The sequence below is a fragment of the Gelidibacter japonicus genome, assembly GCF_010725055.1.
GTDB lineage: Bacteria > Bacteroidota > Bacteroidia > Flavobacteriales > Flavobacteriaceae > Gelidibacter > Gelidibacter japonicus.
Map to the genome: position 1 here is coordinate 219,060 of NZ_BJKB01000003.1, position 19,036 is coordinate 238,095.

Below are 19,036 nucleotides of genomic sequence, written 5' to 3' on the forward strand. Positions count from 1 at the left end.
CTATTCTAAAAAATCGATAATTTGGTCATGCTCGTAAATTGTTCCAAAGCTTGCATTCCCAGCAATGAATTCCCTTTCATGTTTAATCCAGGCGACCATACTGAGATTGTGAAATGATTAGGTAAAAGGGCTACAATGCCACCACCTACACCGCTTTTTCCCGGTAAGCCAACTTCAAATGCAAACTCGCCAGCCTCGTCGTAAAATCCACAGGTCAGCATAATTGCATTGATCCGTTTGGCTTGGCTTGCCGAAAGCTGATTAGTCTTTAAACAACATGCACCGTGGTTAGCAAACATAATAAATGCCTTGGACAATTGCTCACAGGTCATTTCAATGGCACATTGATGAAAATAGAAATCCAACACCACATCCACATCATTTTCTAAATTCCCATAGGCTTTTAATAAATTGGCGGCGGCATAATTGTTATAACCGGTCAAACGTTCAGATTCTGCAACCTTCTGATTAAATTCAATAGTATGGTCATCAACAACCTCACGGACATAATTTAAGAAATCCTCTTTCGGGTTTTCAAGAAGACTAATTAAAACATCAGCAATAACAATTGCTCCAGCATTTATCAGAGGGTTTCTCGGAATGCCATTCTCCAATTCTAAAAGAGACAAATGGTTAAAAGGATTGCCTGAGGGCTCTACATCTACCCGTTGCCACAAATTTTCAGGATACATTGGCAGTGCCATGGCAAGTGTCAATACTTTTGAAATACTCTGAATAGAAAATTTTTTGTTCCAATCGCCAGTTGCAAAAGTTTGGCCGTTTAAAAGTCTTAAATGAATTCCAAAATTCCGTACATTAATATCTGCTAATTCTGGGATATAATCGGCCACTAAGCCTCTGTTGACTGCATCCTTTAAATTATGATGTATGGTATCAATGACATTCTGGTAGTCGATCATGAACTAATTTTATAAAAAGGCGTTTTTACAATGGTCGCCGGGACAGCATTTTTTCTAATTTGAATATTAATTTTGCTTCCCACTTCAGATAGTTCTGCCGGTACATAGCCTAACCCAATCCCTTTGTGAAGCGATGGAGACATGGTTCCTGAAGTCACCTTTCCAATAACTTTACCATCATTATCCACGATATCGTAACCTTGGCGAGGAATGCCTTTTTCGTCCAGTTCAAAGCCTACCAATTTGTTTTTAGGTCCGTTTTCCCTTTCCAATTTAAGGGCTTCACTATTGGTGAAATCCTTGGTAAACTTGGTTACCCAACCCAATCCCGCTTCAATTGGTGAGGTGGTTTCATCAATATCATTTCCGTAAAGACAATAGCCCATTTCTAAACGCAAAGTGTCGCGAGCAGCCAATCCGATAGGTTTGATGCCGTAGGCTGCGCCAGTTTCAAAGACCTTATCCCAAATTTGTTTCACTTCCGAGTTTTTACAGTAAATTTCAAACCCGCCACTTCCGGTATAACCCGTTGCAGAAATGATTACATTTTCAATCCCTGCAAAATCACCCACTACAAAATTGTAGAATTTAATGTCTGAAAGATTATGACTTGTTAAACTTTGCATGGCTTCAACTGCCTTAGGACCTTGGATGGCCAACAAAGAATACTCTGGTGAAAGATCTCTTACTGTTGCCCCAACATCATTTTTAGCATTGATCCAGTTCCAGTCTTTCTCAATATTGCTGGCGTTGACCACTAATAAATAGGAGTCTTCCTTCATTTTGTAAATGATTAAGTCATCTACGATACCACCATCTTCATTTGGTAAATAACTGTACTGTGCTTTCCCAACAGTCAATTTTGAAGCATCGTTACTGCAAATTTTTTGGATCAACTCCAAAGCATTCGGACCTTCAATTAAAAATTCACCCATATGCGAAACATCAAATACGCCAACGCCATTTCTGACAGTTTCATGTTCTACGCTGACACCTTCATATTGAACAGGCATATTAAATCCTGCGTAGGGTACCAATTTTGCTCCTAGAGCCTCGTGAGTTGCTGTTAATGCTGTATTTTTCATGTTTTGTTTTTTATTTCCGCGACAGCGTAATTCTTATTTAAAATTCTTTTGTTAAAATCTAAACGATGTCAATCATGAAAACCAATATTCAAAGTGCATATAAAACATGTTCTTTAGTCTAATCCGTAAACGATATAAGCGATGGTATTTCAGAAAAGTCATAGGATTTTCAAGAATATCTCCTTCATAATTGCGTCACAAAAGTATCGAAAATTATCTGTTTTAAAAATGAATCCTTCCGATTAAAAATTTGTTAATAGCGTACTTTGGAACATTTTTCGAAATCATTTAGAACACGATCTTAACTTAGGTTTTTCAAGTTGTATAAAATGTTTGCTTGACTTGGTAAACTTAAGTTAAATGTGATATAAAAATTGTCTGGGCTTCAATTTCTGTTACATTATAGGTATGGAAAACGTATTAGTAGCAGGTGCTAACGGCACCACAGGAAAACAGATTGTAAAACTTTTATCAGAAACGCAATATTTTAAACCAGTAGCTATGGTTAGGAAAAAAGAGCAGATTGACCAGTTTGAAAGTAAGGGCATTTCGACGGTGTTGGGCGATTTAGAGCAGGATGTTTCCCACGCTTTTAAAAATATAGATAAAGTCATATTTGCTGCCGGTTCAGGTGGTAAAAATGTGATTGGGGTAGATCAGGAAGGTGCAAAACGATTGATTGACACTGCAAAAAACTCAAATATCAAGAAATTCGTTATGTTAAGTTCTATGGGGGCAGATGCTCCCGAGAAAGCTGATCAATTACAAGATTATTTGAGAGCAAAACATAATGCCGATGAACATTTGAAAAGCAGCGGTTTAAATTATGCCATTGTAAGACCGGGAACCTTGAATAATAAACAGGCCACTGACCATATTCAGCTAAGCGAAAAGCTATCTCAATCTGGTGAAATCAGTAGGGCAGATGTGGCTCAAACTTTGGTGCGTGTCCTCCATGAAGATACTTCAAATAAAGTGTCCTTTGAAATATTGGATGGGGATACTCTTATCGGGAAGGCTTTGGAAGAATTTTCTGATAAATAGAACTCATAAAATAAATTTAAAATGATTATGAAATGAATCAGGACCGATTCGCTGCAGGATTCAAGATTCAAGACGATTTTTTGGATGATTTTAGTTTGAAAAGTATTTTTGTCGATTTAAAGGCGTGAAATGCAGATGATTGGCTGGGTTTTTTGATGATATCAGAAGATTCTAAGAAACATTCGATTTGATGGCTTAAAGTAGGAGATTCTTTGAAAATTGTAAAATTTCGGGGGACAGCAATAAAAAAAGAGGCGCTTGGCCTCTTTTTTCAGGATAAAGTGTTCAATAAAACAGCTTTCAATTCGTCATAGTGCGCAATTGGTATGGCGGTTTTTTCTTGGTCCATCACCGCTTCAATCTGCGATGGCAATTCAATTTGTTCAGGAATGATTTCTTCCACAACATTTAAAAATTTAGTAGGGTGTGCCGTTTCTAGAAACACACAATGCGCATTGTCGTTATTTTTCAAATACGATTTGCACCCTAAATAACCGACGGCGCCATGTGGATCGGCAATATATTTGAATTCATTGTAGAGTTCCTTTAAAGCAACTCGGGTTTCGTCATCTGAAAAACTATAAGACGATAAATTGGATTTTAAAGTCTCGAAATTGTTCTTGTAAATCTCCTGTATTCTGATAAAATTACTCGGATTGCCCACATCCATAGCATTGCTAATGGTCTGGACGGAAGGTTTTGGTTCATACAATTTAGTGGAGAGATATTCCGTCACCACATTGTTTTCATTGTTTGCTGCGACAAAATGATGGATTGGCAAGCCCAATTGTTGTGCCATCATGCCCGCACAAATATTTCCAAAATTGCCGCTTGGCACTGAAAACACAATGTTTTTATGGGTTTTGTGAAGTTGTTTATAAGCAAAAAAGAAGTAAAACATCTGTGGCAACCAACGTGCAACATTAATTGAGTTTGCTGAAGTCAACTGCATTTTGCTCGTCAATTCCTCATCTAAAAAGGCACGCTTTACCATGGCCTGACAATCATCAAAAACACCATCTACTTCTAAAGCCGTGATGTTTTGTTTAAGCGTTGTCAATTGCTTTTCTTGAATATCACTTACTTTTCCACTTGGATACAAAATGACCACTTTAACGCCTTTCACACCTAAAAATCCATTGGCAACAGCGCCACCGGTATCTCCAGATGTCGCAACTAAAACGGTGACTTCTTCGGTGTTATTTTGATTAAAATATCCTAAGCAGCGCGCCATGAATCGAGCCCCAACATCTTTGAACGCCATGGTCGGACCATGAAAGAGCTCTAAAGCAGAAACTTTGTCGTTAATGTTCACAACAGGAAAATCGAAGGATAGAGTTTCTGCAATGATTGTTTTTAAAACATCCTCAGGAATATCCGGACTGACAAATTGTTTTATGGCTTCAAAAGCAATAGCTTCATAAGACAAATTATCAATGTTTTCAAAAAATGAAGCGGGCAGGGGTGTTATGCTTTCAGGAAAATAAAGTCCCTTATCTGGCGCAATACCTTTGATCACTGCTTCTTTGAAGGAGGTGTTTGGGGCTTCTTTGTTTAGACTGTAATAATTCATAATAATTGGCGGGAGACGGATGACAGGTGACCGTAGTCAGCGTCAATAAGTCATTTTTTCTAATTAATTTTATTTCTAAATGCGATCATCATATTCATTCAAATGAGTTTTCATATAAAATTTCGAACTGAGTGATATCTAAATAGTTTCTTCTTTTTGCTTTATAAAAACAAGTCACAACTTAGGCTAATGAGCGTATGGCGTAACCTATAAATTTCTTTTGTTCAGGATCTCTTTGTCCGATGGAACCTTCCGATATATTTAATGCTATAGAATCAGCTGCTCTTCTTATTTGGAAGGAAAGATCATCTTTCTCTTTATCGGGAAAAGCTTCTGCCAAATCATCAATTTATTAACCAAAATCCATTGTTTTTTGCCATATCAGTAGCTTTTCTAATTTAAATTTATTCATAAATACATTGATCTTTCTTAATTAACCTTATCATCCGTCATCCGTCTCATTCTATTTCTCTAATGCCTTCTATATTAATCTTCGAAACATAAGTTTCAAAATCAATCGCCGTTTTAGAATACACTTCCCGCATTGCTTTTTCCACATTCTTTGCATTCTCAATCCCTTTTGAAAGCGCAAATATCGCAGGGCCCGCTCCAGAAATACTTGCTCCCAAAGCACCATGCTGCAATGCTGCCAACTTGACCTCTGAAAAATGCGGAATCAATTGACTTCTATGAGGTTCAACAATAACATCTTGTAAACTTCTTTTTAACAACTCATAATCACTGGTATGTAATGCATGAACAAAACTACCAAGATTTGCCCATTGGGTAATGGCATCCTTTAAAGGAAAGGTCTTGGGTAAAATAGCTCTGGCATCGGAGGTTTTGATTTCTATTTGCGGATGGATAATGGTGGCATAAACATCCTTAGGAGTTGGTAACTGTAAAATCTCCAAAGGCGATATACTTTTAACTAAAGTAAATCCACCAAAAATTCCAGGTGCTAAATTATCAGCATGTTCGCTACCACTTGCCAAGGATTCACCTTTCATGGCAAAATCCGTCACTTGTGTCTTAGTATATGGTTTACCTAAAAGTTCATTGATGGCAAAAACACTACCTGAAGCACTGGCGCTACTGCTCCCAATACCGCTACCTGGCTTAATGTTTTTATAGATTTCAATTTCAAATCCGAAGTCGGGCTTTGCGTCGGCAATCATCGCCAATGCCGAAACACCTGCGACGTTTTTTGTGGCGTCAAGAGGTAAATCATATCCTTCAATTTTGGTGATGTAAATTCCCTTTCTTACTGTCTTACGGATGACCATCTCATCACCGATCGTATCCAAACAAAATCCGAGGACGTCATATCCACAGGACACATTGGCCACCGTTGCCGGTGAGAATATTTTGATTTCGTTCTTATTCACAAGTTTTTATATTTTGCCACGCTCCGATAGCTATCGGGATTACAATTATTTTTCATTTCGTTAATTGAAGTATTTGCGGTTGCCGGAACTCTTAATACTTAATTCTATGTACTTAATATTTATATCCTAATTCCCAATTCTAATGATATCCGCAAACAATCCCGATGCGGTCACATCAGCACCAGCACCGGCGCCTTTAATAATTAACGGCTGCTCCGGATAACGTTGTGTGAAAAACATGACGATATTATCTTTTCCTTTTAAGTTATAAAATGGATGATCCTTAGGAATTTCCTTGAGACCAACTTTAGCGTTTTGGCCATCAAATTCTGCCACATATTTCAATTGACAATCGTTCTTTTTGGCAGAGGCATACAACTTTTGGAAGTGGGCTTCATCTGCAATTAAGGTCTGATAAAAATCGTCAACAGAATCACTTTTTAAGTTGCTTTCAGTCAAAAACGAATCATTTTCAATATCTTCCAAATTCATTTTTGTACCGCTTTCACGTGCTAAAATCAAGATTTTACGGGCAACGTCCACACCGCTCAAATCGATACGTGGATCAGGTTCGGTATAACCTTCTTTTTGAGCTTGTTTCACGACATCGTGAAAGTTTGTGGTATCATCAAAATTATTGAACACAAAGTTTAAACTTCCAGACAGTACCGCTTGAATAGAGGTGATTTTATCGCCTGAGGCAATGAGATGATTCAAGGTATCGATAATTGGAAGACCTGCGCCAACATTGGTTTCAAATAAGAACGGTGCATTGTATTTTACAGATAATTTTTTGAGATTGCTGTAGTTTTCGAAGCTACTTGAACATGCAATTTTGTTACAGGCGACTACGGCAATACTCTCTCTGAGGTAATCGGCATATATCTTGGAAACATCCTCGTTGGCCGTTACATCTACAAATATACTATTGCGTAAGTTTAAACTTTTTACACGTTCCAAAAATCCTTCCAATGTTGCCTTTTCACCAGATACCAATTGTTCTTTCCAAGATTTGAGGGAAAGTCCGGATTCATCGAAAATCATCGTTCTGGAATTGGACAGACCAATAACTCTCATATTGATTTTTAAGTGTTCCTTTACATATTTTTTTTGTTGATGAATTTGTTCTACAAGACGTTCACCTACATTTCCAACTCCCGTGATAAATACATTTAACTGCTTGGTCTGGTCTTCAAAAAAGCGTTCGTGAAGGGTGTTTAACGCTTTTTTCACATCTTTTTCAGCAATGACTGCGGAAATGTTCTTTTCAGATGCCCCTTGAGCAATGGCTCTTATATTAATATTGTTTTTTCCCAAGGCACTGAACATCCTGCCGCTTATACCTTGGTGATTTTTCATGTTATCTCCAACCAACGCAACGATCGACAATTCTTTTTCCACAATTATAGGATCAATTTTCAGTAGGGAAATTTCATTTTCAAAAGCTTGGTTGATGCTTTCAGCCGCAAGGGATGCATCACTTTCATCAATTCCAAAACAAATGGAGTGCTCAGAAGAAGCTTGTGTAATAAAAATGACGTTTATTTTTTCCTGAGCCAAGGTTTCAAAAAGTCGCTTAGAAAATCCAGGGATTCCTATCATCCCATTTCCCTGTAAGGTCAGTAAAGCGATATTACTGATATTGCTGATGCCTTTTGCGGCCTTTGAGAAACCATTGCTTTTGTCACTGGTAATAATGGTTCCATGAGCATCTGGTTGGGTTGTGTTTTTAATGTGAATAGGGATATCTAATACAAGAACGGGCTGCAGAGATGGTGGATAAAGTACTTTTGCTCCAAAATGTGAGAGTTCCATAGCCTCTTGATAAGATAGCCTTTCGATCGGGTAGGCCTGCTTTACAAGCTTTGGATTTGCCGTGTACATCCCGTTTACATCGGTCCAGATCTCTAAACGATTGACTTTTAAAGCTGCTGCAATAATAGCCGCGGTAAAGTCAGATCCACCACGACCTAAAGTAGTGATTTCTCCTGTATTGGATTTTGAAATGAACCCAGGAAGAATGGTGATTTTTTGATTGGCATTCTTGAAATATTCGCGAATATTCATGTTGGTTATACCGTAGTTAACTTCTGCTTTCGTGAATTTCGAATTGGTCACAATAAGATCCTGGCTGTTTTTCCTAACAGCATTTAAACCTTGACTTTTCATGGCTTCTGCAACAATGTATGAGGAGAGAAGCTCTCCAAAAGTCACCAGTTTATCTGAGGTTTTTGGAGACAGTTCATTGATAAGATATATGCCGTCCAGCAAACTTTTTAAACTTGTTAATTTGCTTTCAACATACTCTTTTACAGCCTCAGTTTGATTGGGGATTAACTCCGATAAGAGATTGAGATGAGTATCTTTAATGGATTTAAATTCAGATAGATAGCTTTCGTTTTTCTGTTGAGCAAATTCGCCTGCCCTCAATAATTTGTCGGTGATGCCACCTACAGCAGAGACCACGCAAATAACGGATTCCTTTTGTGAGTAATTATCGAGAATAGCAATGACTTTTTTGATGTTTTCTGCGGAACCGACTGATGTTCCTCCAAATTTTAATACGTTCATAGTTGGTGATATGATGGATTAGAAGTAATAAATGTAAAAATATAGTAAAACAGGAAAATATAGGACGAGATAAAATATAACAATTAACCCCAAAGGGTAATAATGTTAAAAGTAATGTTGCCTTCTGAAGAGATAAAGGTCAGGAAAACATTTTTTATGTATTGTAAAGTATGCATATCTTGTTCTATACTTTTCAAAAGTATTATTTTTACTGTTATAAAAAAATTTCCAGCACACTTTTAGGACTAAAAAACCAATTATTAGAAATATCATAAAAAAATACGATTAAAATGAAGATATTCTCAAAAGAACAAATCTATGAAGGCGATTTGCTAACAGCCAAAAAGCAAAATATAAGTTCTACCGAATTAATGGAACGTGCGGGCACGCAAATCTTCAACTGGATTCATCAACGAATGCAAGGTGCCCAAGTACCCATTCACGTATTTTGTGGGATTGGTAATAATGGTGGTGACGGATTGGTACTGGCAAGGCAATTGGTCAACTATGGCTATAACGTGCATACTTATGTAGTAAATTGTAGTGATAAGCGTACTCAGGATTTTCTGATAAATTACGATCGTATCAAACAAACCACTAAGAAATGGCCAATAATGCTCAATTGTAAGGCCGATTTTCCGCCAATTGGCTCCGATGATATCATTGTAGATGCTGTCTTTGGAATAGGCTTAAATAGGCCTCCAAACGATTGGGTTAAAAGCTTGTTTCAGCATTTTAAAGAATCAAAAGCTTTTACCTTAGCAATTGATCTGCCATCGGGACTATATGCAGATAAAGTACCGAAAGATGAAAATGGAGTCGTTTGGGCTGATTACACCTTGAGTTTTCAATCGCCTAAATTGGTGTTCTTTCTTCCCGATACTTCAAAATATACCCGTCAATGGGAAGTGCTTGATATAGGAATTGACCTTGAATTTCTGCAACAGACCGAAACCGAAGTTGAATTGATTGGGAAAAATGAAATGTTGCCTATCTATAAGCCAAGAGAAAAATTTTCGCATAAAGGCACTTACGGCCACGGTTTGCTCATTGGTGGCAGTTATGGCAAAATTGGGGCAATGCTCCTTTCCGGTAGGGGAATGTTGGCATCGGGTGCAGGATTGGTCACCGTTTATGTTCCTAAATGTGGTTATATGCCTATGCAAACAGCTCTTCCGGAAGCTATGGTCATCACCGATATTGACGATGACATTCTTACAGCAATCAAATATGATATTGAGCCAACAGCCATTGGTATTGGCATGGGAATGGGGACGAATGAAAAAACGCATGCCGCGTTTCAGATGTTCCTGAAAACCAACAACCTTCCTTTGATCATAGATGCTGACGGAATTAATCTACTATCCAAACATGAAGGAGATTTAGGACTAATAAAGCCTCAAACTGTATTCACTCCGCATCCAAAAGAACTGGAGCGTCTCTTAGGCAAATGGAAGGATGATTTTGATAAGTTGAAAAAGGCAAAAGCTTTTTCAAAGAAATACAAATGTATTCTCGTAATCAAAGGCGCCCATACCATCACGGTATTTCAAGATAAACTTTATATCAATTCAACGGGCAATCCAGGTTTAGCAACTGGAGGGACCGGAGATGTATTGACCGGTATAATAACTGGGCTTATTGGTCAAGGATATGAGCCTTTAACCGCTAGTTTGTTCGGAGTCTATTTACATGGAAAGTCTGCAGACATTGCTGTAAATGACTATAGTTATCAGAGTTTGACAGCAAGCCATATTATCGATTATTTAGGGCAGGCCTATCTCGATTTGTTTGCGAAACCACCTGTGCAGTCCGAATCCGAAAATAAAGATGACAATTTGTAAATAAAAAAACCGCACATTAATAGGATTATAAAGGTGCGGTTCAAATAACAGGTTTTTATAAGTTTAGATATCTAAACTATCAAATAATTCTATAAGTCTTTTGCTTGATGGTCTTGGTGCGTTGGCATCTACAACATTACCATTTGGATCAATTAGGATAAAACGTGGAATGCCGTTGATTTTATAGTCTTTTACAAAATCCGATTGCCAGTTTTTGTCAGAGAACAACTGAATTCCAATTAAATTCTCTTCTTCAACCATCGTTTTCCATTTTGTTTTAGCTGCTTCTAAGTCGCCGCCGCCACTTCTCATGGCGTCATCAATTGAAATGCTCACAAACTGAATGTTTTTATCGGCATATTTGGCGTCCAATTCTTTTAATGAAGGTATTTCTGCAATACAAGGTCCACACCATGTGGCCCAAACATCAATATAAACATATTTCCCTTTTAGATCTGACAAAGATGTCGTTCCTCCTTTAAAATTTTCATAGTTTTCAAAAGTAGGGGAAGGAGAGCCGGCCGGAAACTGTTCTCTTATGGCAATAGATTCGGCAAAGAAATTCTGGTACATATTCAGCATAGGGTCTAAATTTGCTTTAGCCATGCTGGTTAGTGTACTGTCAATGCTTTTGTCATGGTTATAAAACGCAGTCAATTCTTTTCTAATGCTCTCAATTTCATTTCGTAGGCCTTCAGAACTCAAACTGCTCAGCTTATCCTGATCCAATAATTTTTTCTCCAAAGTCATCTGTTCTGTCAAATAATTATTATGTTCAGATCCAGGTCCGGAAAACTTTACGGTCTCTTCTAAATTATCAATATCTGCAGTCATTTCTATATCGAATCCATTTTTCAAAAAGATTGGCGCAGCAATATTGCCGTTGAAAAAACCAAATACTTCAGGTTGACCAATTTTGAGTGTGTCAGAAAATGTACCATCCTGATCCACTAAAATGGTTTTGGTGATCATTCGGCTTCTCAATAAAATGGAATCGCTAGCTTTATTGGAAATCTTTCCAGAAAAAGTAACATAATCTTTAGGTTCTTCCTTACATGACACAATAGTTAATACACATAAGAAAATCAGTAATTTCTTCATTTTTATATTTTAGTTTTTACAATTTTTCAAAAGTAATAGTTTGTGGACACATTGTATGAATTTTTATTAATTATTAACATTTCTTGCAAAATGTAAAGGTTATGTTGATTTTTGAACACAGAAACCCAATTAATGAAATTGACACATTCCATATCCTCAAAAACCTTAGAACTAACAACTATTAGCGATATTCTATTTTTTAATAAAAAATTAGAACTTTCGGAAGAAGTTATAGCCAAAATTAATAATTGCAGAACCTATTTGGATGATAGGATGCTTGAGCAAGATGAGCCTATTTATGGCATCAATACTGGATTTGGTTCGTTGTACAATGTGAAAATATCTAAGGATAGACTAACTCAACTTCAAGAGAATTTAGTCATGTCGCATGCCTGCGGTATCGGCGATCAAGTTCCAAATTCTATAGTTAAATTGATGCTCTTGCTAAAAATTCAGTCGTTGAGCTACGGCCATAGTGGGATTCAGTTGGATACGGTTTTGCGTTTGGTCGATTTTTATAATCACGATGTTCTACCTGTCATTTATACTTTAGGCTCGCTAGGGGCATCTGGAGATTTGGCGCCATTGGCGCATTTAGCATTGCCATTAATAGGGAAAGGGGAAGTCTTTCACAATGGCCAGATAAAGCCTGCCCAAGAGGTCATGGACGATTTCAATTGGAAACCAATTAGGCTATTGTCTAAGGAAGGATTGGCTCTCTTAAACGGGACTCAATTTATGAGTGCCTATGGCGTGCACTTATTGTTGAAATCTTATAAACTGTCCTATTTGGCGGATCTTATTGGCAGTATTTCTTTAGATGCATTCGATGGTAGAATTGAACCGTTCAATGAATTGGTACATTTGGTAAGACCGCATAACGGCCAATTAAAAACAGCCCGACGCATCAGAGAGTTTTTGGAACATAGTGAACTAATTGCGCAACAAAAGCAACATGTACAGGATCCTTATTCATTTAGATGTATCCCACAGGTACATGGCGCGACCAAAGACACCTTGGAATTTGTACATAAAACCATAAAAACAGAAATCAATTCTGTTACCGACAATCCAAATATATTTATTGAAGAAAATGAAATTATATCTGGAGGCAACTTTCATGGGCAGCCGTTAGCATTGGCCTTGGACTATTTAAAGATTGCGATGGCTGAGTTGGGTAATATATCTGAGCGACGTATATACCAGTTGATTTCCGGACAAAGAGGTCTTCCAACATTTTTGGTGGATAACCCCGGACTTAATTCCGGATTTATGATTCCGCAATATACGGCTGCAAGTATAGTAAGCGCAAATAAACAATTGGCCACACCAGCGAGTATAGACTCTATAGTTTCTTCCAATGGTCAGGAAGATCATGTGAGTATGGGGGCAAATTCAGCAACCCAAGCCCATACCTTAATTTATAATGTTGAGCGTATTTTGGCCATTGAATTATTGAATGCAGCTCAAGCCATCGAATTTAGAAAACCAAAATCATCCTCTCCCTTTATTGAGTCTTTTTTGAAGAGTTATAGCAACGAGATCAAATTTGTAATTCAGGATGAGGTTTTTCATGATCTTATAAAAAAATCAATACAGTTTGTTAGTGATTTCAGTATAGATAATGAATTGCTTTTTGAGTGATCAAAATGAACTAGGTGGTTTCTTTGTTTAAAACCGAGTCCTTCCACGAGACAGCCTTTTGAATATCATCGAAAATTTCCAATGGTTTGTTGAGAAACAACTTTTCAACTTCGGCGTTAGACCTTGCCTTGAAATCTTTGGAAACTATAGCAAATGCTACAAGATTTTTAATTTTTGAAGTTTCTATATATGTTGTAGGATCAACTGTATAGGAGTTTTTTCGATGTGATATATAAACAAATTTTTTGTTTCTAAAATACGTATCCACTACATTATTAAGTTCGATATTATGCTTTGGCGATACAATAATTCCTTCGTCAATGATAACAATGACGTAATCATCATAAATGTGCATCTCACAAAAATCGAATTTTAGCAAATCTGTCATTTCTAAATTTAATTAATCTATAGATCAAATCAAAAAAGCATCCGTTAAATTATAGGATGCTTAATTTTTTTAATATGAACTAGTTAGGATTCAGTCTGTGTTTCAGGTTTCTCAATTTTTATAACCAATTCATTTGATTTACTGTCTAAATCCATAGTAATGGTATCCCCTTCGTGAATTTTAGAAGAGATTATTTCCTCTGCCAATGTATCTTCCACATATTTTTGAATCGCACGTTTTAAAGGCCGCGCGCCATATTGTTGGTCAAATCCTTTCACGGCAATATAATCTTTAGCTTTAGGAGTAAGTATGAGTTCATAACCTAAATCCTTAATTCGGAGAATCAATTTCTCAAGTTCAATATCAATAATTTTGTTGATATGTTCCTTTTCTAGAGTATTGAATACCATGACATCGTCAATACGGTTCAAAAATTCTGGTGCGAATGCTTTTTTGAGGGCGTTTTCAATAACACTTCTTGTATTATCACTTGCCTGCGCAGCTTTAGCTGCTGTACCAAAACCAACACCTTGTCCAAAATCCTTCAGTTTACGTGCTCCAATATTGGAGGTCATAATAATGATCGTATTTCTAAAATCAATTTTTCGTCCGAGACTATCGGTTAGATAACCATCATCCAAAACCTGTAGTAACATATTGAACACATCAGGATGTGCCTTTTCAATTTCGTCCAATAAAACTACGGCATAAGGCTTACGTCTGATTTTCTCAGTGAGTTGTCCGCCTTCTTCGTACCCTACATATCCAGGAGGTGCACCAACAAGTCTTGAAATAGCGAATTTTTCCATATACTCACTCATATCAATTCTTACGAGGGCATCTTCACTGTCAAAAAGCTCTTTGGCCAACACTTTGGCTAACTGCGTTTTACCGACGCCTGTTTGACCCAAAAATATAAATGACCCAATAGGCTTATTAGGATCCTTGAGGCCAGCACGATTCCGCTGAATGGCCTTCACCACTTTTGCAACGGCTTCGTCTTGACCAATTACCTTTCCTTTGATAAGTTCTGGTAGTTTGGCAAGTTTGTTGCTTTCGGTCTGAGCAATTCTGTTTACTGGAATACCGGTCATCATTGAAACCACATCGGCAACATTATCCTCCGTTACGATTTCTTTATGAAGTTTGGTTTCTTCTTCCCATTTTTCTTGAGCTATAGCCAATTCTTTTTCCAATCGCTTTTCATCATCCCGCAATTTAGCGGCCTCCTCATATTTTTGCTTTTTGACTACCGTGTTTTTGGTTTCTTTAACCGCTTCCAATTGTTTTTCAAGTTCTAAGACTTGCTTCGGAACGTTGATGTTGGTGATATGGACTCTTGAGCCCGCTTCATCCATTGCATCAATAGCTTTATCTGGCAAGAAACGCTCGGTCATATATCTATTGGTCAAACTTACACAAGCTTCAATAGCCTCTTGTGTATATTGCACATTGTGATGTTCTTCATATTTGTCTTTGATGTTTTCCAAAATCTGAATCGTTTCCTCGACGGTTGTCGGTTCGACGATTACTTTTTGGAAGCGTCGTTCCAAGGCGCCGTCTTTTTCAATATACTGTCTGTATTCGTCCAAAGTGGTCGCGCCAATACATTGAATTTCACCTCTTGCCAAAGCTGGCTTAAACATATTGGATGCATCCAAACTACCCGTGGCGCCTCCTGCGCCAACAATCGTATGGATTTCATCAATAAAAAGAATAATATCATCATTCTTTTCCAATTCGTTCATAACGGCTTTCATTCGCTCTTCAAACTGGCCCCGGTATTTGGTCCCAGCAACCAAGCTCGCCAAGTCTAAGGTGACCACGCGTTTATTGAAAAGTATTCTGGACACTTTCCGCTTGATGATCCGCAGCGCCAAACCTTCTGCAATGGCCGATTTGCCAACCCCAGGTTCACCAATCAGCAGTGGATTGTTCTTTTTACGTCTGCTCAAAATTTGGGAGACACGTTCTATTTCCTTTTCTCTTCCAACAACAGGATCGAGCTTGCCTTCTTCAGCCAAAACCGTTAAATCACGACCAAAATTATCTAAAACAGGTGTTTTCGATTTTTTGGCGCCTTTTGCAGCCGATTGACTGAAAGGGTTGTGCTTTGCCTCATCCCCTTCATTTATGTCATCATCAGAAAATGACTCCGCCTTTGGAGCTTCTGTGTAGTCATCATTGTTAGTTATCATAGATTTGAATTGTTCTTTAACGTTATCATAATCCACTTTGAGCTTATTCAATAGCTTTGTCGTAGGATCATTTTCATTTCTTAAGATGCACAATAATAAATGTGCCGTATTAATTGAGGTGCTTTGAAACAACTTTGCTTCTAAAAACGTTGTTTTGAGCGCACGCTCCGCTTGTCTTGTCAAATGCAAATTCTTCTTTTCATTTGACATTGTTGCACTGCTTGGGTTGGCCGGGCTTAAAATTTCTACTTTACGTCGTAAATGGTTTAAGTCGATTTCCAGTGCGCTTAAAATATCAATAGCCTTGCCATTGCCGTCTCTCAGCAACCCCAGCATTAAATGTTCTGTCCCAATAAAATCATGTCCTAACCTTAAAGCTTCTTCCTTGCTATAGGCTATAACATCTTTGACTCTTGGGGAAAAATTATCATCCATAGTAAAATCCTTTCTGCATAAAAATAATGAAAACAACTTGAATACGGCAAAAACTATACCTTAAATGTTTTCGTATGTGCTAAGTGACGAAAAAAACTTCACAATTTCAAAACATTTAACGAGATACTTATCAAATGGAATCCCTTATTTATTGTTAATAAAATATACCAAAAAACCTCAATAAAGTGGCGTTAAAACTCGTAAAATGGTTATCTTAGCACGATTTGAAAATCTACAAAAAATCTAATTAACTTATATATGACAGAAGGAGAAAAATTGATCCCTATCAACATTGAAGATGAAATGAAATCGGCTTACATTGATTATTCAATGTCGGTCATTGTGTCACGTGCGTTGCCAGATGTTAGAGATGGTCTTAAGCCCGTACACCGACGAGTGCTTTTTGGCATGCATGAGCTTGGTATTAGATCCAATACCGCTCATAAGAAATCGGCTAGAATTGTTGGGGAAGTTTTGGGAAAGTACCACCCACACGGAGATACATCGGTTTATGACACTATGGTGCGTATGGCCCAAGAATGGAGTTTGCGTTATATGTTGGTGGATGGTCAAGGGAATTTTGGTTCCGTTGATGGCGACAGTCCAGCAGCAATGCGTTATACAGAAGCTAGGATGCGTAAAATATCTGAAGACATGTTGGCAGATATTGAGAAGGAAACCGTAGATCACAAACTGAATTTTGACGATACCTTACAAGAACCAACCGTGTTGCCAACCCGAATCCCAGGACTTTTAGTCAATGGTGCTTCTGGTATTGCGGTAGGTATGGCAACAAATATGCCGCCTCATAATATTAGTGAGGTGGTTGATGGTATTGTTGCCTATATTGATAACCATGATATTGATATCGATGAGTTGATTACACATATCAAAGCACCGGACTTTCCTACTGGAGGAACAATTTATGGTTATGATGGCGTTATTGAAGCGTTTAAAACAGGTCGTGGACGGATTGTGATAAGAGCTAAAGCTACTATTGAAGAGGTCCAGGGCAGAGAATCGATTGTCGTAACTGAAATACCTTACTTAGTCAATAAAGCGGACATGATCAAGAAAACGGCTGATCTGGTCAATGAAAAGAAAATTGACGGTATTTCAATGATTCGCGATGAATCTGACCGAAATGGAATGCGTATCGTTTATGTTTTAAAACGTGATGCTATTCCAAATATAGTTTTAAACACCTTATATAAGTACACTGCGCTGCAATCGTCGTTTAGTGTAAACAATATTGCACTCGTTAATGGTCGACCTCAATTGTTGAACTTGAAGGATATGATCCATCATTTTGTTGAGCATAGACACGATGTAGTTGTAAGAAGAACCACTTATGAACTTCGTAAGGCAGAAGAACGGGCCCATATATTAGAAGGTTTAATCATTGCTTCAGATAATATTGATGAAGTTATTGCATTAATCCGTGCATCATCCAATGCTGACGAAGCACGCGAGAAATTGATTGAACGTTTTCAGCTTTCAGAAATTCAAGCGAAAGCCATTGTTGAGATGCGTTTGCGTCAATTAACCGGTCTTGAGCAGGATAAATTACGTTCGGAATATGAAGAGTTGATGAAAACCATTGAGGATTTGAAGGATATTCTTGACAAGAAAGAACGTCGTATGCAGATCATCAAGGACGAATTGATTGTAGTTAAAGAAAAGTATGGTGATGAGCGTCGCTCTGTTATTGAATATGCCGGTGGCGATTTGAGCATTGAAGATATGATTCCTGATGAGCAAGTGGTCATTACCATTTCTCATGCAGGCTATATCAAACGGACATCGTTGACAGAGTACAAAACCCAACATAGAGGAGGAGTGGGCCAAAAGGCATCCACAACGCGTAATGAAGATTTCTTAGAGCATTTATTTGTGGGTACCAATCATCAATACATGTTATTCTTCACTCAAAAGGGAAAATGTTTCTGGATGCGAGTTTATGAAATACCCGAAGGCAGCAAAACATCTAAGGGTAGAGCCATCCAAAATCTCATCAATATTGAGCAGGATGATAAGGTGAGAGCTTTTATTTGTACTCAAGACCTTAAAGATGAAGACTATATTAACAGCCATTATGTTATTATGGCAACCAAGATGGGCCAGGTTAAAAAAACCTCTTTAGAGCAATATTCCCGTCCAAGGACCAATGGTATCAATGCCATTACCATTAAGGAGGATGATATGCTATTGGAAGCAAAATTAACCACAGGTAATAGTCAGATCATGTTGGCCCTTAAATCTGGTAAGGCCATTCGTTTTGAAGAAGCTAAAACGCGTCCGATGGGTAGAAATGCCTCGGGAGTGCGCGGAATTACTCTGGCACATGCCAATGATGAAGTCATTGGTATGGTCACCATTGAAAATCCAATGGAAGAATCTGTTTTAGTGGTTTCTGAAAACGGCTATGGTAAACGTACATATATTGATGATCCGGAGGATGGAGAAGCCGTATATAGAATTACCAACAGGGGAGGAAAAGGTGTTAAAACCATTTCTATTACTGAAAAGACTGGCGATTTGGTTGCCATAAAGTCGGTGAGCGATGAAGACGATTTAATGATTATTAACAAATCTGGAATTGCCATTCGTATGGCGGTTAACGATTTACGTGTTATGGGAAGGGCTACCCAAGGTGTCAAATTGATAAATTTGAAAGGAAGTGATTCTATTGCAGCTGTCGCTAAAGTGATGAAGGAGGAAGAAGATTTACTCTTAGAAGACGGATCAGATGAGGCCGTTGAAAACCAGTCCGAGGAAGATAATGGCACAACTCTTGATAATTTAGACGACGAAAACAATAATTAACACTTAAATTTAAAACAAC

At 37.7% G+C, this 19,036-nt stretch carries 13 protein-coding genes; 4 read left to right on the top strand and 9 right to left on the bottom strand.

The features are described 5' to 3' along the window. Positions 1-5 precede the first annotated feature (5 nt). Entirely contained in the window at positions 6-920 is a 915-nt protein-coding gene (locus tag G6N06_RS04845) for a glutaminase (RefSeq protein ID WP_163514934.1), read from the bottom strand. Then, positions 917-2,005, bottom strand: coding sequence for a glycine cleavage system aminomethyltransferase GcvT (gene gcvT, locus G6N06_RS04850; protein ID WP_163514935.1), 1,089 nt, complete (start codon positions 2,003-2,005; stop codon positions 917-919). The genes G6N06_RS04845 and gcvT overlap by 4 nt, the downstream gene beginning before the upstream one ends. A 408-nt stretch (positions 2,006-2,413) precedes the next feature. Between gcvT and G6N06_RS04855 the strand changes: the two genes are divergently transcribed. Next, the gene (locus G6N06_RS04855; RefSeq protein WP_163514936.1) at positions 2,414-3,049 is read left to right on the top strand and encodes an SDR family oxidoreductase; all 636 of its coding nucleotides are present in this window, start codon (positions 2,414-2,416) and stop codon (positions 3,047-3,049) included. Between the two features lie 271 nt (positions 3,050-3,320). On the opposite strand, the gene thrC is transcribed toward G6N06_RS04855, so the two are convergent. The 4 genes from thrC to thrA form a co-directional block, all read right to left on the bottom strand. After that, positions 3,321-4,622 (bottom strand): threonine synthase, encoded by a 1,302-nt coding sequence (thrC, locus tag G6N06_RS04860; protein WP_163514937.1) that lies wholly within the window; start codon positions 4,620-4,622, stop codon positions 3,321-3,323. A 181-nt stretch (positions 4,623-4,803) separates the two neighbouring features. Continuing rightward, on the bottom strand, positions 4,804-4,962 hold the full coding sequence (locus tag G6N06_RS04865; protein WP_240337978.1) for a four helix bundle protein: 159 nt from the start codon (positions 4,960-4,962) through the stop codon (positions 4,804-4,806). 118 nt (positions 4,963-5,080) lie between these two features. Next, positions 5,081-6,010 carry a homoserine kinase gene (locus G6N06_RS04870; RefSeq protein ID WP_163514938.1) on the bottom strand — a complete coding sequence of 310 codons (930 nt, stop codon included), beginning with the start codon at positions 6,008-6,010 and terminating at the stop codon, positions 5,081-5,083. Positions 6,011-6,136: 126 nt separating this feature from the next. Next, on the bottom strand, positions 6,137-8,581 hold the full coding sequence (gene thrA, locus G6N06_RS04875) for a bifunctional aspartate kinase/homoserine dehydrogenase I (RefSeq protein ID WP_163514939.1): 2,445 nt from the start codon (positions 8,579-8,581) through the stop codon (positions 6,137-6,139). Positions 8,582-8,871: 290 nt separating this feature from the next. On the opposite strand from thrA, the gene G6N06_RS04880 reads away from it, so the two are divergent. Next, on the top strand, positions 8,872-10,425 hold the full coding sequence (locus tag G6N06_RS04880) for an NAD(P)H-hydrate dehydratase (protein ID WP_163514940.1): 1,554 nt from the start codon (positions 8,872-8,874) through the stop codon (positions 10,423-10,425). Positions 10,426-10,488: 63 nt separating this feature from the next. On the opposite strand, the gene G6N06_RS04885 is transcribed toward G6N06_RS04880, so the two are convergent. Continuing rightward, positions 10,489-11,526, bottom strand: a complete 1,038-nt coding sequence (locus tag G6N06_RS04885) for a TlpA family protein disulfide reductase (RefSeq protein WP_163514941.1) — start codon at positions 11,524-11,526, stop codon at positions 10,489-10,491. A 132-nt stretch (positions 11,527-11,658) separates the two neighbouring features. Here G6N06_RS04885 and hutH point away from each other — a divergent pair, with 132 nt between their 5' ends. Continuing rightward, positions 11,659-13,170, top strand: a complete 1,512-nt coding sequence (hutH, locus tag G6N06_RS04890; RefSeq protein ID WP_163514942.1) for a histidine ammonia-lyase — start codon at positions 11,659-11,661, stop codon at positions 13,168-13,170. A 10-nt stretch (positions 13,171-13,180) separates the two neighbouring features. Here hutH and G6N06_RS04895 read toward each other — a convergent pair whose 3' ends face one another. Both G6N06_RS04895 and G6N06_RS04900 read right to left on the bottom strand, forming a co-directional pair. Then, positions 13,181-13,558, bottom strand: coding sequence for a hypothetical protein (locus G6N06_RS04895; protein ID WP_163514943.1), 378 nt, complete (start codon positions 13,556-13,558; stop codon positions 13,181-13,183). 83 nt (positions 13,559-13,641) lie between these two features. Further along, on the bottom strand, positions 13,642-16,191 hold the full coding sequence (locus tag G6N06_RS04900) for an ATP-dependent Clp protease ATP-binding subunit (protein WP_163514944.1): 2,550 nt from the start codon (positions 16,189-16,191) through the stop codon (positions 13,642-13,644). Positions 16,192-16,449: 258 nt separating this feature from the next. Here G6N06_RS04900 and gyrA point away from each other — a divergent pair, with 258 nt between their 5' ends. Continuing rightward, positions 16,450-19,017 carry a DNA gyrase subunit A gene (gene gyrA, locus G6N06_RS04905; RefSeq protein ID WP_163514945.1) on the top strand — a complete coding sequence of 856 codons (2,568 nt, stop codon included), beginning with the start codon at positions 16,450-16,452 and terminating at the stop codon, positions 19,015-19,017. Positions 19,018-19,036: the final 19 nt, after the last annotated feature.

What these genes read in the sequence shown, in the direction of transcription:
- G6N06_RS04885 (WP_163514941.1), bottom strand. Translation starts at nt 11,526, where the DNA reads ATGAAGAAATTACTGATTTTCTTATGTGTATTAACTATTGTGTCATGT.
- thrA (WP_163514939.1), bottom strand. Translation starts at nt 8,581, where the DNA reads ATGAACGTATTAAAATTTGGAGGAACATCAGTCGGTTCCGCAGAAAAC.
- gyrA (WP_163514945.1), top strand. Translation starts at nt 16,450, where the DNA reads ATGACAGAAGGAGAAAAATTGATCCCTATCAACATTGAAGATGAAATG.
- G6N06_RS04895 (WP_163514943.1), bottom strand. Translation starts at nt 13,558, where the DNA reads ATGACAGATTTGCTAAAATTCGATTTTTGTGAGATGCACATTTATGAT.
- G6N06_RS04845 (WP_163514934.1), bottom strand. Translation starts at nt 920, where the DNA reads ATGATCGACTACCAGAATGTCATTGATACCATACATCATAATTTAAAG.
- hutH (WP_163514942.1), top strand. Translation starts at nt 11,659, where the DNA reads ATGAAATTGACACATTCCATATCCTCAAAAACCTTAGAACTAACAACT.
- G6N06_RS04855 (WP_163514936.1), top strand. Translation starts at nt 2,414, where the DNA reads ATGGAAAACGTATTAGTAGCAGGTGCTAACGGCACCACAGGAAAACAG.
- G6N06_RS04900 (WP_163514944.1), bottom strand. Translation starts at nt 16,191, where the DNA reads ATGGATGATAATTTTTCCCCAAGAGTCAAAGATGTTATAGCCTATAGC.
- thrC (WP_163514937.1), bottom strand. Translation starts at nt 4,622, where the DNA reads ATGAATTATTACAGTCTAAACAAAGAAGCCCCAAACACCTCCTTCAAA.
- G6N06_RS04880 (WP_163514940.1), top strand. Translation starts at nt 8,872, where the DNA reads ATGAAGATATTCTCAAAAGAACAAATCTATGAAGGCGATTTGCTAACA.
- gcvT (WP_163514935.1), bottom strand. Translation starts at nt 2,005, where the DNA reads ATGAAAAATACAGCATTAACAGCAACTCACGAGGCTCTAGGAGCAAAA.